Genomic DNA, 16,561 nt, shown 5'->3' with positions numbered 1-16,561 from the left:
GGAAAAGTATGAAGGATATTTTATTAAAAATGTGATCTTATTAGAATGACAAGAAATTTCCCATTCATTAAATCCTTGATTAAAATAGATTAATAACAATCGTATTCTTTTTATTAGAATGAATGTACTGCTACAGTTGACTTTTTCTGTTTTTTCATTAAAATTAAAGAAAAGATTTGAATATAAAACTAAACATTGTGAAAGTCATTTCTTTAAGGGAATATTGTTTATGGTATAATAATGAAAAGATATAATAAAGAGGTGGATTATGAAAGTAGCTATTGTAACAGACAGTCTTACAAATTTAACGGCGGCCGATTTGCAACGTTACCCAAATGTCTATTATGGATATTTAAACGTAATTGTTAATGATAAGGCATATGCCGAACAAAAGGAAATAAATAATAAAAAATTATTTCAAATGATTGATGAAGGGGCAACTTATTCAACGTCTCAACCTGCTCCTGAAGAATTTGTCCAATTGTATACAAAATTACTTAAGGAATACGACTATATTTTAGGGTTATTCTGCACAAATAATGTCAGCGGGACTGTGAATTCTGCAAGAATTGCTAGTACAATGGTCGAGGGGGCGCAAGACAAAATTAAAGTGATTGATACAAATACGGCATCAATTGGAGTAGAAAATATCGTTTTACGTGTATGCCAACTTTTAGAGTCTGGGAGCAATCTTTCAGAAATTATTAATGTTGTTGAATTTTATAAAACTCATGGTCCAATGTATTTGTATGTAGATGATTTAAATACTCTGGTTCGTACTGGACGCCTCTCAAAAACGGCCGCAAGTATAGGAAACCTATTAAATATAAAACCGATTATTGGCCTATCGAATGGAAAATTAGATGTTTTTGATAAGGTACGAACAAAGAAGCGTGTTTTTAAATGGATTGTGGAGAAGTTACGCGAAGATGTTAAAAGTTCAGGTAAACAAATTGTAAGAATTACGCATGTAAATGCATTAGAGGGCGCAAATGAGTTAAAGCAATTAATGCAAGAGGCATGTGGAGATCAAGTGGAAGTTCACGTTGGAAATGAAATTGGTCCTGTAATGGCCATCCATTTTGGAAGAGGCGGAGTAGGAGCTTGCTGGATGCCTGATCATTACGAAATTTAATGGTAATTATTTGGGAGGTAAAAAGATATGACTAAAATAGCAATCGTTTCAGATAGTACGGGATGTATTCCTGTAGAAGAGTTAAAAGAATTTGATATACATGTAAATTATATTTCAATCGTTTTTGGCACAGAATCATATCGAGAGTTTAAAGATATGTCGGTAGAACAGTTTATGGAGCGTTGTGAAAACTATGATGGTTTACCTACGACTTCACAACCATCACCAGGAGCAACAATAGAATTATATGAATCATTATTTGCACAAGGTTATGAGGATATCATCCACATTAATATTTCAAGTCAATTAAGCGGAAGTCATCAAACTGCTAAGACATGTGCTGAAATGGTAAATCCGGAGCATATTCATGTTTTTGATTCACGTACCGTGACATATACCCAAGGAATGCTTGCAGTAAATGCCGCTAAAAAGGCAAAAGAAGGGGCAAGTGTCTCTGAAATTCTTAGTTATCTAGAAATGATGCGTGAAAATAGTGAATTTTATGCATCAATTTATGATTTAACTAACCTACGTAAGGGAGGGCGTCTGTCTAACGTTGAGGCGGCTCTTGGAAGTCTTTTACAGATTAAACCGATCTGTCAAATGAAGCCGGATGGAACGTTACAGGCGATTGAGAAGATTCGTACTTTTAAAAAGTCGCTTAAACGATTAGTTGAAATTGGAAAGGAAGCACAATTAACCGAAGATTATCAACTAGTTGTCATGCATATCGGTAATGAGGAAGGGGCTAAACTTGTTCAAACAGAGTTACAAGCAGTCTATCCAAATCATACAATTAAAATTTACCCAATTTCTTTAGTTGTAGCTGTCCATGGAGGACCAGGTGCAGTGGCAATCGGTTGGGTAAAACATGATTAATCATAACGAATAAGAGGTGCCCTACGGTTAGGTTTCTTGTCTAGTCCGTAGGGCATTTTGTTAATCATAAGATGAAGAATCCATTTAACAAAAGAAAGGTCTTTAGAAAAAATACTAGTATAATATTTATGTTTTTTATAAAAACTGATTGACAATAAAGTTCTAGAATGCTATTATAGACGAGTCGCCAAAAGGGCGATGAAAAAGAAAATAAAAAAAGTTAAAAAGTGTTTGACAGAAACGGTTGAACATGATAAACTAGAAAAGTCGCCGAGAGAGGCAGACAAGAAATCTTACAAAAAAAGATAAAAAACATTTGACAGAAAAAGTCGAATATGGTAAGATAAATGAGTCGCCAAAAGGCGAGAGAAGTTCTTTGAAAACTAAACAGAACGTCGAGAATCATTAGCGAAAGAAATTTCGCAAGCTAAGGAAACAAACAATTATGGAGAGTTTGATCCTGGCTCAGGATGAACGCTGGCGGCGTGCCTAATACATGCAAGTCGAGCGAACCACTTCGGTGGGAAGCGGCGAACGGGTGAGTAACACGTAGGTGATCTGCCCATCAGACGGGGACAACGATTGGAAACGATCGCTAATACCGGATAGGACGAAAGTTTAAAGATGCTCCTGGCATCACTGATGGATGAGCCTGCGGCGCATTAGCTAGTTGGTGGGGTAAAGGCCTACCAAGGCGACGATGCGTAGCCGACCTGAGAGGGTGAACGGCCACACTGGGACTGAGACACGGCCCAGACTCCTACGGGAGGCAGCAGTAGGGAATCTTCGGCAATGGGCGAAAGCCTGACCGAGCAACGCCGCGTGAATGAAGAAGGCCTTCGGGTTGTAAAATTCTGTTATAAGGGAAGAAAGGTGATAGGAGGAAATGACTATCAATTGACGGTACCTTATGAGAAAGCCACGGCTAACTACGTGCCAGCAGCCGCGGTAATACGTAGGTGGCAAGCGTTATCCGGAATTATTGGGCGTAAAGAGCGCGCAGGTGGTTAATTAAGTCTGATGTGAAAGCCCACGGCTTAACCGTGGAGGGTCATTGGAAACTGGTTGACTTGAGTGCAGAAGAGGGAAGTGGAATTCCATGTGTAGCGGTGAAATGCGTAGAGATATGGAGGAACACCAGTGGCGAAGGCGGCTTCCTGGTCTGTAACTGACACTGAGGCGCGAAAGCGTGGGGAGCAAACAGGATTAGATACCCTGGTAGTCCACGCCGTAAACGATGAGTGCTAAGTGTTGGGGGTCGAACCTCAGTGCTGAAGTTAACGCATTAAGCACTCCGCCTGGGGAGTACGGTCGCAAGACTGAAACTCAAAGGAATTGACGGGGACCCGCACAAGCGGTGGAGCATGTGGTTTAATTCGAAGCAACGCGAAGAACCTTACCAGGTCTTGACATACCATTGACGCCTCTAGAGATAGAGGGTTTCCTTCGGGGACAATGGATACAGGTGGTGCATGGTTGTCGTCAGCTCGTGTCGTGAGATGTTGGGTTAAGTCCCGCAACGAGCGCAACCCCTGTCGTTAGTTGCCAGCAGTGAGATGGGGACTCTAACGAGACTGCCAGTGACAAACTGGAGGAAGGTGGGGATGACGTCAAATCATCATGCCCCTTATGACCTGGGCTACACACGTGCTACAATGGTTGGTACAAAGAGAAGCGAAGCGGTGACGTGGAGCAAACCTCATAAAGCCAATCTCAGTTCGGATTGTAGGCTGCAACTCGCCTACATGAAGTTGGAATCGCTAGTAATCGCGAATCAGAATGTCGCGGTGAATACGTTCCCGGGTCTTGTACACACCGCCCGTCACACCACGAGAGTTTACAACACCCGAAGTCAGTGGCCTAACCGCAAGGAGGGAGCTGCCTAAGGTGGGGTAGATGATTGGGGTGAAGTCGTAACAAGGTATCCCTACCGGAAGGTGGGGATGGATCACCTCCTTTCTATGGAGAAAGAGACGTTCTGTTTAGTTTTGGGAGAATTTCGATTTTCCTAGAATTGATCTTTGAAAACTAGATATCTTCTGAAGAAGAAAAGTTAAGTAATAAAGGGCGCACGGAGGATGCCTAGGCACTAGGAGTCGAAGAAGGACGCGACAAACGGCGAAACGCCTCGGGGAGCTGTAAGTAAGCAAAGAGCCGGGGATATCCGAATGGGGAAACCCGCTAGTGGTCATACGCTAGCACCGTATGGTGAATCAATAGCCATAGAGGAGACAGACCCAGGGAACTGAAACATCTAAGTACCTGGAGGAAAAGAAAGAAACATCGATTCCCCAAGTAGCGGCGAGCGAACAGGGAGGAGCCCAAACCGGAGTAATCCGGGGTAGAAGGACCTTCAGAAATGACTGAACATGATAGCCGAATGGTCTGGGAAGGCCAACCGGAGGGGGTGAGAGTCCCGTAGGTGAAATTGTGTGAAGCAGGGAAGGGATCCTGAGTACGGCGGGACACGAGAAATCCCGTCGGAAGCAACGAGGACCATCTCGTAAGGCTAAATACTACCTAGTGACCGATAGTGAACCAGTACCGTGAGGGAAAGGTGAAAAGAACCCCGGAAGGGGAGTGAAAGAGAACCTGAAACCGTGTGCCTACAACTAGTCAGAGCCCGTTAAAGGGTGATGGCGTGCCTTTTGTAGAATGAACCGGCGAGTTACGATATCGTGCAAGGTTAAGTTGAAGAGACGGAGCCGAAGCGAAAGCGAGTCTGAATAGGGCGAGGAGTACGATGTTGTAGACCCGAAACCGTGTGAGCTAGCCATGAGCAGGCTGAAGGTCAGGTAACACTGACTGGAGGGCCGAACCAGAGCACGTTGAAAAGTGCTTGGATGACTTGTGGCTAGGGGTGAAATTCCAATCGAACACGGATATAGCCTGGTTCTCTCCGAAATAGCTTTAGGGCTAGCCTCGATAAGAGTCTACTGGAGGTAGAGCACTGAATGGGTGACTGCCCCCACCTCGGGGTACTGATCTCAATCAAACTCCGAATGCCAGATAGATATGATCGGGAGTCAGACTGTGGGTGATAAGGTCCATGGTCAAAAGGGAAAGAGCCCAGACCGCCAGCTAAGGCCCCCAAGTGTCCGTTAAGTGGAAAAGGATGTGGAGATGCACAGACAACTAGGAGGTTGGCTTAGAAGCAGCCATCCTTTAAAGAGTGCGTAATAGCTCACTAGTCGAGTGACTCTGCGCCGAAAATGTACCGGGGCTAAACGGACCGCCGAAGCTGCGGATTGACACGAAGTGTCAGTGGTAGGAGAGCGTTCTAACAGCGGAGAAGCAGTACCGGAAGGAGCTGTGGAGCGGTTAGAAGTGAGAATGCCGGTGTGAGTAGCGAAAGATAGGTGAGAATCCTATCCATCGAAAGCCTAAGGTTTCCAGGGGAAGGCTCGTCCGCCCTGGGTAAGTCGGGACCTAAGGTGAGGCCGAAAGGCGTAGCCGATGGACAACAGGTAGAGATTCCTGTACCACTTAATAAACTGAAGGAGTGACGGAGAAGGCTAAGTTGAGCGTGTGAATGGATTCACGTGTAAGCAGTGAGGTGGTCATGTAGGCAAATCCGCATGGCGAAACATTGAGCTGTGATGCCGAAAGCCCGAAAGGGTGAAGTCAGCTGATGTCACGCTTCCAAGAAAAGCTTCTAGGGATAATTTATTAGGTGCCCGTACCGATAACCGACACAGGTAGGCGAGGAGAGAATCCTAAGATGAGCGAGAGAACTCTTGTTAAGGAACTCGGCAAAATGACCCCGTAACTTCGGGAGAAGGGGTGCTTGTGAAAGCAAGCCGCAGTGAAAAGGCCCAGGCGACTGTTTATCAAAAACACAGGTCTCTGCTAAACCGCAAGGTGATGTATAGGGGCTGACGCCTGCCCGGTGCTGGAAGGTTAAGAGGAGAGGTTAGCGCAAGCGAAGCTTTGAATTGAAGCCCCAGTAAACGGTGGCCGTAACTATAACGGTCCTAAGGTAGCGAAATTCCTTGTCGGGTAAGTTCCGACCCGCACGAAAGGCGTAACGATCTGGGCGCTGTCTCAACAAGAGACTCGGTGAAATCATAGTACCTGTGAAGATGCAGGTTACCCGCGACAGGACGGAAAGACCCCGTGGAGCTTTACTGTAGCTTGATATTGAGCACTGGTGACACATGTACAGGATAGGTAGGAGACGAAGAGACCAGGACGCCAGTCTTGGAGGAGTCGCTGTTGGGATACTACCCTTGTGTTACTGGGGTTCTAACCCGTGGCCATGAGCTGGTCAGGGGACAGTGTCAGGTGGGCAGTTTGACTGGGGCGGTCGCCTCCCAAAGAGTAACGGAGGCGCCCAAAGGTTCCCTCAGAATGGTTGGAAATCATTCGAAGAGTGTAAAGGCAGAAGGGAGCTTGACTGCGAGACCTACAAGTCGAGCAGGGACGAAAGTCGGGCTTAGTGATCCGGCGGTACCGAATGGAAGGGCCGTCGCTCAACGGATAAAAGCTACCCCGGGGATAACAGGCTGATCTCCCCCAAGAGTTCACATCGACGGGGAGGTTTGGCACCTCGATGTCGGCTCATCGCATCCTGGGGCTGTAGTCGGTCCCAAGGGTTGGGCTGTTCGCCCATTAAAGCGGTACGCGAGCTGGGTTCAGAACGTCGTGAGACAGTTCGGTCCCTATCCGTCGTGGGCGTAGGAAATTTGAGAGGAGCTGTCCTTAGTACGAGAGGACCGGGATGGACACACCGCTGGTGTACCAGTTGTTCTGCCAGGAGCATAGCTGGGTAGCTACGTGTGGAAGGGATAAACGCTGAAAGCATCTAAGCGTGAAGCCCCCCTCAAGATGAGATTTCCCATTCGAAAGAAGTAAGATCCCTTGAAGACGACGAGGTAGATAGGTCAGGAGTGGAAGTTTGGTGACAGATGAAGCGGACTGATACTAATCGATCGAGGACTTAACTAAATAGGAAAGGCAAAAACGAGCGGTTATCACAGGCAGAAAGTGAAAAGAACTGAGGAATCACGAAGGTGATGAACAGTTATTGAACTTTACCACTGTGATGCGAGAGTTGCCGGACAAGAGGAAGTAAGCAGAAGATATCTAGTTTTGTGAGATTGATAAGATCTGACAGAAGGTCTAGTGATAAGGGCAAGGAGGGCACACCTGTTCCCATACCGAACACAGAAGTTAAGCTCCTTAGCGCCGAGGGTAGTACGCAAGTGCGAGAGTAGGACGTCGCTAGGCCATAAATAAATGCGGGTGTAGTTTAATGGTAGAACTTCAGCCTTCCAAGCTGACTGTGAGAGTTCGATTCTCTTCACCCGCTCCAAATAGCCAATTAACATCCTTCGGGGTGTTTTTTTATTTATCGAGAATTAAAGGAAAGGCAACAACGAGCGGTTATCATAGGCGGAAAATGAAAAGAACTGAGGAATCACAAGGGTAATGAACGGTTATTGAACTTTACCACTGTGATGAGAGAGTTGCCAGACAAGAAAATGGATGCGAACTCCTAATTCATAAGTGAATGGGAGTTTTTTTTATTATTATAAATTTTAAAAAAGGATTTTGTCTCTACTCATCGTATTGTATGATGGAGGTGTTTTCATGATAGATGTCAGTGGTCGGGAATGGTTAGAGGATGAATATTTAGAATTATTTAAACAGGGGATTATTAAAGAAAGTGAAGTTGTCAGAGTCAAAGGGATTCAGGGAAAACGTTGTGAACGTTGTTTAAATCAATCAGAGGATTGGTTTGCGACCTTTATCTATAAAGAGAAGCCGGTTAAATACTGTAGACAGTGTTTGGATTTTAAAATGATCGATGATGCACAATATCTATATCGTTCAATCATACCTGCTCCAATTACAGAAAAATCGGAGATATTAAATCAAGATTTCCAGTTATCCTTTTTACAACAACGAGCATCTGATTTTGCAAAAGGAATATTGAACTCTTCAGGAATTGGAATGATTTGGGCGGTTTGTATCGCCAGTCAACGAAAACCGAAATGATTCGACAGCTTAAAAACGTTGATATTATTGGTTCCAGATGATTTTTAAACCGTCTGGCATGACAATGATTTTATTAACAAATATGTCAACAATAGCGGTTTGTGTATCTAAGTCACATTGATGTAAATCAGGAATCCCATTTTTGATGTATTCCTCCATCGTAGTAATTTCATAATCGGATTCTTTTGTCTGAGCGTTTGTTAGTTTTTCTTTCTCAACATTTAATTTTTCTAATCTTGCATCTAATGTTTGTTTTGGGATAGCACATTCAAGATACATATCTAATAGTTTTGCGATTTTATCGTCAATCTCTTTTATTTTTTTGGTGTTATCAGGAGGGCTATTTCTCTTTTTATTAAAGTCAATTTCGTTACTTGTTTCTAGACCTTTAATTCGTCTGAATACCTCATTTTCTAAATCCGCTCTTTTTAAATTACGATTCATACATTTACTATCATAATAGCGAGGCATCTTACGTCTACGGCAGACCATATAGTAGTAGGTTGATTTAGAGCCATCGGCTAGTTTCTCAGTTTTTGAATACGAGAGATAAGGTTCACCACAACATCCACAAAAAACCTTTTGTCTGAATACATTATTTTTTATTTTTCCAAAGTTATAGCCTTTGAAATGCTCATTAACCCGTTGTGCTTCATTAAATAGCTCAACTGATATAATCGGCTCATGGGCCCCTTTATACCACTCGCCAGCAAAGGATACCTCGCCGATATAGAGTCTGTTTTTAAGAAGGGCAGTAATTCGTTGAGGGCGGAGTTCAGGGAATCCTTCTTTTTGTAATTTTCGTTGAACTTTGATGTAGGATTTTAGAACCGCGTATTCTTCAAATATTCGAATAATATGTTTTTTCTCAAATTCATTTACAACAAGTTCACCACGTTCAAGACGTGTATAGCCGTACGGACTCGCATCAGCACCTCCCGCCCATAGACCTTTATCTTTTACCATCTTTAATCGCCCGCCTCGAAGTCGTTCGGTGATTGTCTCACGCTCTAACTGAGCAAATACCGACATAACTCCGATCATGGCTCTTCCAAATGGAGAGGAGGTGTCTATCGTTTCCGATATAGAAATGAATTCAACGTTATTGGGAAGAAACATTTCTTCTATTAAGTAGAGCGTATCTCGTTGGCTACGGCTTAATCGGTCTAGTTTATAAACAATAACTACATTAACTTTTTTTGACTTAATATCTTTTTCTAACTGTTGAAGAGCAGGGCGGTTAAGATTAGAACCACTATACCCACCGTCTACATACTCCTGAATATCATCCCATCCCTTAGATAAACAAAACGCTTTCATTCTTTCCTTTTGTAAAGGAATACTAAAATTGTCAACTTGCTGTTCCGTTGATACCCTAGCGTACAATGCTACCTTCATCATAATTCCTCCTTAATATTAAGGGAGGGTCCAAAAGACCCCGAATCCTCTAACCATTAATTAATCCATAAAAGGACTAATAACCCCCACAAATTTTCCTAAGATACAAATTCCTTTCACTTGGTCACCTACTAATGTTATAGGCTCACATTCTTCATTTGTCGTATCTCTTAATACGATAACATCATCAAACTTATAATATCTTTTAATAACTGCTTTTTCTGAATTGACGGTGACGGCTACGACCTCACCGTTTTTTGCTGTGTTCTGCTTTTTAAATAATGCGTATACCTTTAGATTTTTAAGAAAATTTAACTGTTCATCTTGTACTTCTAATCCAAAGAATTGACCGTTTTTATTGGGGTAAGGATTATCTATTTCAGTGAGTTCATTTTCAAATTTATTTGCATATAACTCCTGATAGATTTTTACTTTTCCATTAGACGGCATTTGTTCATCATCGGGAACATACTCCTCAACACCGAGGAGAACCAGTGGGGAAACTTCAATCGCATTTGCAAGGAGAACCATTTTGTCACGTCTCATATTTTCAATAAGACCGAGTTCCCACTTTCTTACTGTTGTTTTATCAACATCACAAATCTTTCCGAGTTCGGCATAGGATAGTCCTAAGTCAAGTCTTCGCTTTCTAATGATGTCTTTGACTTCCATACTGCTCATAAGCTACTAGATCACTCCTTTTTTGTATTAAATACCTTTCATAAGAAGCATCCCCTTTCTAATCATACTATGTGTGTTGTGTTAAATCAACAGATTATGTTGATTTAAAGTTATTTTTTCCAAAAATGAGCGATATTATACAATAATAGATACATATTGTTGACTTTAATACACAATAAAGGGAAGACAAAATTTTTAAAAATAATTTATTATATTACTTAATTTAACAAAAATATTATTATTTATGAAAAAATAAGCGTTTTCCTATTGATTAAAGTAAAAGTTTGGTATATGATTGAGTTGTTTAAAAGCAACGAACAAAATAGGGGGAAAAGATATGAATGTAGCTTTACTGAAGTATTATATCGGTTTAAGAGGGATGAATTTAACGCAATTTGCAACATTATTAGGGGTTAATCGTAGTTTTATTTACGCAAAAATGCGAAAACCCGACAGTTTTTCAAGGAAAGAAATTAAATTAATCATGGATAAATTGGACCTAACGAAAGACGAGATGTTCGATATTTTTTTCTCTGATTCGTTGATTAAAAGCAACGATAACAAATAAGGGGACAAAGTGAGGGGAATACGATGAAGGTAAATACACCGTTAGGGGTTTTAGAGTTCTCTGATTCATTAACGAATTATGGGTACCGATCTCTTGATACGAGCAAGGCTTTAAAAAAGTTAGGAATTCAAACATACGATGGGGGAAGAGAAATCTTGTGGTATCGAAACCGTGAGTATCAAGTGGTAACGGAAATTAGTTGTATCAAAGATAAGCCACACGATTTTTTATACAGATGTAACTGTGGTTATGAATTGAGGTCAGGATTTGATTTAGAAAGTATTCGATGCCATTGTTGTGAATCATTAATGGAAAAAACATTTGTCGGGGAAAAATTAAAAATCGTTTAATAGGGGGAGTCATAATGATAGCGGGATTTTTATTTAAGGAATATGAGGTTAATGAGCGAGGAGTCGTTACAGGATACAAGATTATTTTTAATGGGGAACAAATTGCTACAATGGAATATCGAAACGACTGTTGGATTGGGGCGGTTACTAAAGATATTAAAATTATGACTAAACTGGATTCTTCCGTTATGAGGGTAGCGGATTGGATAATTAATGAATCTGTTTAGTTTGACATAGAAAAATGAAGTGGTGAGATGCTTCATTTTTCTTTTACCAACTTTCATCATGAGTAAAGCATAAGAGATTTATAATTCGACAAAATGGGGGGTTCATCCCTTTAGCGGGCTTGTATAAGGTATTAACAAGTCGTACACACAGTTTATTTGTCGAATGTATGTGGATAAGTGGGGGAATGTGATGAAAGGGAAAGTATTCGATGATTACGATTATGAAAATTTTTATGATAAATCATTTAATGAATTAACGGGGGAATTATTAGGTGAGATTGTTAAGCCTCAAAGGGGTGTAGCATATACAACTGCTACGATTAAATCAGGGAATCAATTTGAAGTAGAGATTTATCCGTCATTTAGAAAGCAGATTCCAGATATGATTATGAGGTTTAAAACTAAGAAGCGGGAGAGCCGTGAATGTCAGAAGAATTTGAATGATCGTCATGCAAAGAAAAAGTTGTTTCGATTAATTCATGAAAATTTTCATACGGGGGATTATTGGTGTACCTTCACGTTTAAAGATGAACCCGAAAGTTTAGAAGTAGCTGAAAAGTTATGTAAGAATTTTTTTAGACGGATTAACCGAGCAAGAAAGAAAAAGGGATTAGAGAATGCGAAGTATATTTATATCATCGAAGAGTCGGAAAGGTTGCATCTTCATTTAGTGATGGATAACGAACTCGGTAAACAAGAAGTGGAGTCAAAATGGGGACTCGGATTTTCTCATATCCAAACACTCAATTATTACAAAGATGAAAACTTTATCGGAATTTGTGAGTATATGGTTAAAGAGAGAAAGAGCATTCGGTTGAAAGGAAAGAAACGGTGGGGTTCCAGTAAAGGGAATCTGGTCTTACCTAAACCAAGAAAAAATAGAACAAAGTTAAGCAGGAAAAAAGTCATGGACATGATCTTAAATCAGGATAGTATTGGTGAGCGGTTAGAGCGTGAATACCCGAACTACAACTTTAAAGAAGTGGAGATAAGGTACAACGACTGGAATGGATTATTTTATATCTATGCAAGAATGCAGAGTAAAAAACAAAGGATAAGGAGATAGGAGTATGACATATTTAGAATTATTAACATCGTTTGATTTAGAAATTTTAGCCGAGACGTCACGCATATTAAAGCTGTTGAAGGATAATGAATTAGTGGCAATGGAGCAACGAAACCGTGCCGATTTCTGTGCACGATATTGCGATAGGTTGCAGGAACGTGTGAATGTAAGTAAACAATATTAATCATATCCGAAATAAGAAGGGGGGAACTTTTTATATGGATTTTGAACAGTATTTGAAAAAAAATCAATTGACGGTGAAGGAGTTTTCACAAAGGTATAATCTTGATTATTATGGTCTGAACCGTGTGAGGAATGGGGCTATAACTCGTGATCGCTCTATTAGAAAAGTTTTTGATGAATTAGAAATTGAAAATGAACGTCCGAAGCGGGTAGACACGGAGATGTCTTTCTTTACTCAGGAGTCAATTTGTATTCAACACGAGAGGAAAGGCGATATTTATTGTTACACGGAGTGCCAGTTGAATGAGATTGAGGAGTATCTGAATAGGCATCAGATTGCGTATTATGTGAGGAAATTGGATGAGTGTTGGGGTGTAAAGTACGATTGGAGGGCGTAAAGATGATAAATAATATTGTGTTAGTTGGACGGACGACTAAGGATATGGAATTGAAACAAAGTAGTGGGGGTTCGGCGTATGTTCAGTTTATCCTAGCGGTGAATCGTACCTTTAAGGATGGGAATGGAGAGCAACAAGCCGATTTTATTACGTGTGTAGCATGGAATAAGACGGCGGAGACGTTATCAAAGTATGTCCAAAAAGGGGCATTGATAGGTGTTGAAGGAAGGTTACAAGTTAGAAGTTACGAGAAGGATGGGAGTCGTCAATGGGTATCTGAGGTTGTTATCAATCGCTTCACATTCTTAGAATCGAAAAGAAGTACTACTCCTGAATCAGGAACAATGGGGAATTACCAACAGAATATAAGTAGCGGGAATCCGTCTAACTCTTTTCACACGGCTAATTATCAAAGTCCTTTTCAAACAGCAACGGTGATGGCAGGAAGAACAACAGTTAATGTTAGCGATGACGATTTTCCTTTTTAGGGTATCGGTAAATGGTTGGTTATCTAACATCGTTTTTTGGTCCGTACGGAATTTGTTTTTGTCTGCTGTGAAAACTCCCCGAGTTTTCAAGTTTATTTAACCGTTTAGCCATATGTCGTACACATACAATCGGACTTAGGGGTGAGGTTTGTTGAGGGCGTAAATGGCTTTATAATTAAATTAAGATAGGAGGTGAGGGAAGTGGTTATGACGAAAGTAGTAGAGGTCTTTTCGCATGAAATTATGATACCAGTAGGAGGGATGACGCTTATTGTGTTTCTGATGATTTGTGATATTTTAGGTGGAGTTTTTAAAGCGATCGCTATGGGTCGGGGGATTAATTCTACTATTGGAACAAATGGTCTGATTCGGAAGGCGGGTGTCTTGTTGGCGCTATTAGTTTTCATTGTGGTGGATTCTCTTGTAGAGGTTGATTTTGTCTCGCTCATTCCGGATGAACTATTAGCTGTATTTAAATTAGAAGAAGCACATATTCGTTTAAGTCATGTCATGTTGTGTTTCTTTGGATTGTTTGAGTTGGTCAGTTTATTTGAAAATTTAGGTGAGGTCGGCGTACCTTTACCACGTTTTATTACACGTTTTATTGAACGATTACGAAACACATTGGAGGGGGAAGAGTAATGGCATATATCGTAAAAAGGAATTTAGTCGCAAAAGATAAATACAGTATCAAATGTCCGTATCAGATGGATCCACAGTTCGTGGTTGTTCATAATACATCTAATGATGCATCAGCAGAGAATGAAGTAGCCTATATGATACGAAATAATAATCAAGTATCATTTCATTATGCGGTAGACGATAAAGAAGTGGTGCAGGGGTTACCAGTAACTCGTAACGCTTGGGCGTGTGGTGATGGCTCTATTGGAAATGGAAATCGGAAAGGGATTCAGGTGGAAATCTGTTATTCGAAGTCAGGTGGAGCAAGATTTGAAAATGCAGAAAAGAATGCAGCCCAGTTTATCGCATTCTTATTAAAAGAACGTGGTTGGTCTGTTGATAAAGTAAAAAAACATCAGGATTTTAGTAAGAAATATTGTCCACATCGTACTCTTGATAAGGGATGGGCCTCCTTTGTTAATATGGTAAAGGATTTTATGAACGGAAGTAGTGGTGGGGAAACGAAGATTAAGGTGGGCGATAAGGTTCGGGTAAAGGAATCGGCAAAACAGTACGCAACAGGTGAGGAAATGGCGTGGTTTGTAAAGGGTTCGATCTATGAGGTGAATCAGGTAGCGGGAAATAAAATTCTATTGTCGGATATCATGTCGTGGGTGTATACAGATGATGTGGAGAAAGTTGAAGGAGAGGCTACTGCGAATACCCAGGTACCATTCCTAGTGGAAATCATCTGTGACTCATTGAACATCAGGCAACACCCCGATTTTAATTCTAAAATAGTTGGAACTGTTACACGTGGGGAAGTCTTTACAATCGTTGAAGAGGAAAACGGACTTGGAAAATTAAAGTCAGGTGCGGGTTACATCAGCATGAACACCAAATACGTCAAAAAGAGAGCCTAACGGCTCTTTTTATGTTGAAAAAATTAGATAAATCTTTAAATAATTACTGATTAAGAAAACTCTTTTATTTTTAGTCACATGTATCGGCACAGAGCATAAGATAAAGTATCTTTGGTTGAAAGGGTGTGTTTTTATGAAAAAAGTAAAAAAACCTTTTTACAAAAAATGGTGGTTTTGGGTAGCTGCACTTATTGTTTGTATTAGCGTGTTAGCTTCTGGAGATACGGAGGACAATAATCAAAATGACAGTTACGATAACACGACCGTTCAAACACAGGAGAGTGTTGGAACTGAACAAGTAAGAGAAGGAGATAAGCAAGATGATTCCCAAGGGATAGAGGCAACAATTGATGAAAATAAGGTGGAACAGGACGTCCCAACTGAGTATAAATCGGCATTAAAAAGAGCGGAGGTTTATAGTGACTATATGGATATGTCTAAAGCAGGTATTTTCAAACAGTTAACATCAGAGTATGGAGATAAATTTTCAGAGGAAGCAGCTCAGTATGCGGTAGATAATTTAGAAGCAGATTATAAAGAAAATGCCTTAAACAAGGCTAAAATCTATCAATCAGAGATGGCGATGTCTCCGAATGCAATTTATGATCAGTTAACGTCTCAATATGGGGAACAATTTACTGAAGAAGAGGCGCAGTACGCCATTGATAATTTAGAGTAAAGTTAACCATCTTTATACAAATTCCCCCCTCAATCGTTGATTTCAACAGTTGAGGGGGGGATTTGTAATAGGGGATGAATAGAATGTTTAGCAATCTATTCATTTTATGTTATAGAATGATGGCTTTTTTGGTGATAGGGGTTTAAAAAGAACGTTAAATCCTTTATTTTTATCCCGCTACCGAGTAATAACTTAAAATCTCTTTTTCCAAAGAGAGTAAAAAAATATGGATAGGCTAATCATGTTTACACATCATTAGCCTTTTCTTATCCCGCTTTATATAACAACAGAGCTCCCTAAATATTCAAGTCACTTATGGCCACCTACTCACGTACGGTGTGTGCCAGTGCCTTTATAGTGGGTAGATAAGGATTGATGTGAGTAGCGGGATAAATCAGTAATGTAAAGCAAATTGTTCGGCGTGCCGATCTATTTGCTTTTTTTCATACCGAATTAAAAACAACTGGTTCCGTGTACTGGAAGCAGTTGTTTAATGAAAGATATTATTTTTTAGAGTAGCCTTTGGTGGAAAGTTCTCAAACTCATATTCCAGTATGGATATATCCCGCTACATTTATTCATTAGGGGCATATCTACATAATAAAAGACGTTTATGGGGGAATAAACGTCTTTCGTGATATGAGAAATTTAGGAAGAGTTTTGTAATTAAAAAATTTTAGGGGGTGTAAGCAAATTACTTACAACATCGTTATTGGTAAAAAGAGTGAATTTTATTCATAGAAATGAGATAAAAATATTTAAACAATGTCCCGCTTCAATAATTGCTACACGGTCTATCAGATATAATGGTGCCATTCCTTAGGGGGATGGGATTTGTTAAACAAGAAAACCTTCATCTATAAGCCACATTCATTTCTCCTAACCCCAACAACGCGATTCCTAACCATTCCACCAACTCGCCAGTCGGCTCCTGGGGGTGTCGTGGTTAGATCGCTAGGCTGGAA

General features: G+C 40.6%; 15 protein-coding genes, 1 tRNA gene and 3 rRNA genes. 17 read left to right on the top strand and 2 right to left on the bottom strand.

Features of this window, described 5'->3' with window-relative positions:
• The first annotated feature begins 268 nt into the window (after positions 1-268).
• The 7 genes from AACH31_RS09845 to AACH31_RS09815 all read left to right on the top strand — a co-directional run bounded on the left by AACH31_RS09845 (position 269) and on the right by AACH31_RS09815 (position 8,014).
• A complete protein-coding gene (locus AACH31_RS09845) occupies positions 269-1,135 on the top strand; it encodes a DegV family protein (RefSeq protein WP_161832429.1) in 867 nt (288 codons plus the stop codon).
• A gap of 27 nt (positions 1,136-1,162) precedes the next feature.
• Positions 1,163-2,014, top strand: coding sequence for a DegV family protein (locus AACH31_RS09840; protein WP_161832428.1), 852 nt, complete (start codon positions 1,163-1,165; stop codon positions 2,012-2,014).
• Between the two features lie 442 nt (positions 2,015-2,456).
• Positions 2,457-3,973, top strand: a 16S ribosomal RNA gene (locus AACH31_RS09835).
• Between the two features lie 92 nt (positions 3,974-4,065).
• Positions 4,066-6,961, top strand: a 23S ribosomal RNA gene (locus AACH31_RS09830).
• 173 nt (positions 6,962-7,134) lie between these two features.
• A 5S ribosomal RNA gene (gene rrf / locus AACH31_RS09825) occupies positions 7,135-7,243 on the top strand.
• The 16S, 23S and 5S rRNA genes sit together here with 1 tRNA gene alongside, the layout of an rRNA operon.
• A gap of 11 nt (positions 7,244-7,254) precedes the next feature.
• Positions 7,255-7,328 (top strand) — tRNA-Gly (locus tag AACH31_RS09820).
• A 278-nt stretch (positions 7,329-7,606) separates the two neighbouring features.
• Positions 7,607-8,014 carry a hypothetical protein gene (locus AACH31_RS09815; protein ID WP_338617561.1) on the top strand — a complete coding sequence of 136 codons (408 nt, stop codon included), beginning with the start codon at positions 7,607-7,609 and terminating at the stop codon, positions 8,012-8,014.
• 24 nt (positions 8,015-8,038) lie between these two features.
• Here the strand turns inward: AACH31_RS09815 and AACH31_RS09810 are convergent, their stop codons facing one another.
• Both AACH31_RS09810 and AACH31_RS09805 read right to left on the bottom strand, forming a co-directional pair.
• Positions 8,039-9,412 carry a recombinase family protein gene (locus tag AACH31_RS09810; protein WP_338617560.1) on the bottom strand — a complete coding sequence of 458 codons (1,374 nt, stop codon included), beginning with the start codon at positions 9,410-9,412 and terminating at the stop codon, positions 8,039-8,041.
• Positions 9,413-9,472: 60 nt separating this feature from the next.
• The gene (locus tag AACH31_RS09805; protein WP_338617559.1) at positions 9,473-10,093 is read right to left on the bottom strand and encodes a helix-turn-helix domain-containing protein; all 621 of its coding nucleotides are present in this window, start codon (positions 10,091-10,093) and stop codon (positions 9,473-9,475) included.
• 337 nt (positions 10,094-10,430) lie between these two features.
• On the opposite strand from AACH31_RS09805, the gene AACH31_RS09800 reads away from it, so the two are divergent.
• The 10 genes from AACH31_RS09800 to AACH31_RS09755 all read left to right on the top strand — a co-directional run bounded on the left by AACH31_RS09800 (position 10,431) and on the right by AACH31_RS09755 (position 15,596).
• Positions 10,431-10,661, top strand: coding sequence for a hypothetical protein (locus tag AACH31_RS09800; RefSeq protein WP_338617558.1), 231 nt, complete (start codon positions 10,431-10,433; stop codon positions 10,659-10,661).
• Between the two features lie 23 nt (positions 10,662-10,684).
• Positions 10,685-11,011, top strand: coding sequence for a hypothetical protein (locus tag AACH31_RS09795; protein WP_338617557.1), 327 nt, complete (start codon positions 10,685-10,687; stop codon positions 11,009-11,011).
• 14 nt (positions 11,012-11,025) lie between these two features.
• Positions 11,026-11,238, top strand: a complete 213-nt coding sequence (locus AACH31_RS09790) for a hypothetical protein (protein ID WP_338617556.1) — start codon at positions 11,026-11,028, stop codon at positions 11,236-11,238.
• A gap of 190 nt (positions 11,239-11,428) precedes the next feature.
• Positions 11,429-12,304, top strand: a complete 876-nt coding sequence (locus AACH31_RS09785) for a rolling circle replication-associated protein (RefSeq protein WP_338617555.1) — start codon at positions 11,429-11,431, stop codon at positions 12,302-12,304.
• A gap of 4 nt (positions 12,305-12,308) precedes the next feature.
• Positions 12,309-12,488 carry a hypothetical protein gene (locus AACH31_RS09780; RefSeq protein ID WP_338617554.1) on the top strand — a complete coding sequence of 60 codons (180 nt, stop codon included), beginning with the start codon at positions 12,309-12,311 and terminating at the stop codon, positions 12,486-12,488.
• A 34-nt stretch (positions 12,489-12,522) separates the two neighbouring features.
• Positions 12,523-12,885, top strand: coding sequence for a hypothetical protein (locus AACH31_RS09775; protein WP_338617552.1), 363 nt, complete (start codon positions 12,523-12,525; stop codon positions 12,883-12,885).
• 2 nt (positions 12,886-12,887) lie between these two features.
• Positions 12,888-13,373 (top strand): single-stranded DNA-binding protein, encoded by a 486-nt coding sequence (ssb, locus tag AACH31_RS09770; protein WP_338617551.1) that lies wholly within the window; start codon positions 12,888-12,890, stop codon positions 13,371-13,373.
• Between the two features lie 207 nt (positions 13,374-13,580).
• On the top strand, positions 13,581-14,015 hold the full coding sequence (locus AACH31_RS09765) for a phage holin family protein (protein ID WP_338618110.1): 435 nt from the start codon (positions 13,581-13,583) through the stop codon (positions 14,013-14,015).
• Entirely contained in the window at positions 14,015-14,917 is a 903-nt protein-coding gene (locus AACH31_RS09760; RefSeq protein WP_338617549.1) for an N-acetylmuramoyl-L-alanine amidase, read from the top strand. Before AACH31_RS09765 ends, AACH31_RS09760 begins: the two co-directional genes overlap by 1 nt.
• Before the next feature lie 133 nt (positions 14,918-15,050).
• Entirely contained in the window at positions 15,051-15,596 is a 546-nt protein-coding gene (locus AACH31_RS09755; RefSeq protein ID WP_338617547.1) for an Ltp family lipoprotein, read from the top strand.
• Positions 15,597-16,561: the final 965 nt, after the last annotated feature.

This window comes from Turicibacter faecis (assembly GCF_037076425.1).
Classification (GTDB): Bacteria; Bacillota_I; Bacilli_A; order MOL361; family Turicibacteraceae; genus Turicibacter; species Turicibacter faecis.
Note: the sequence above shows the minus strand (reverse complement) of the source record. Positions and strands in the feature narration are given on the sequence as shown.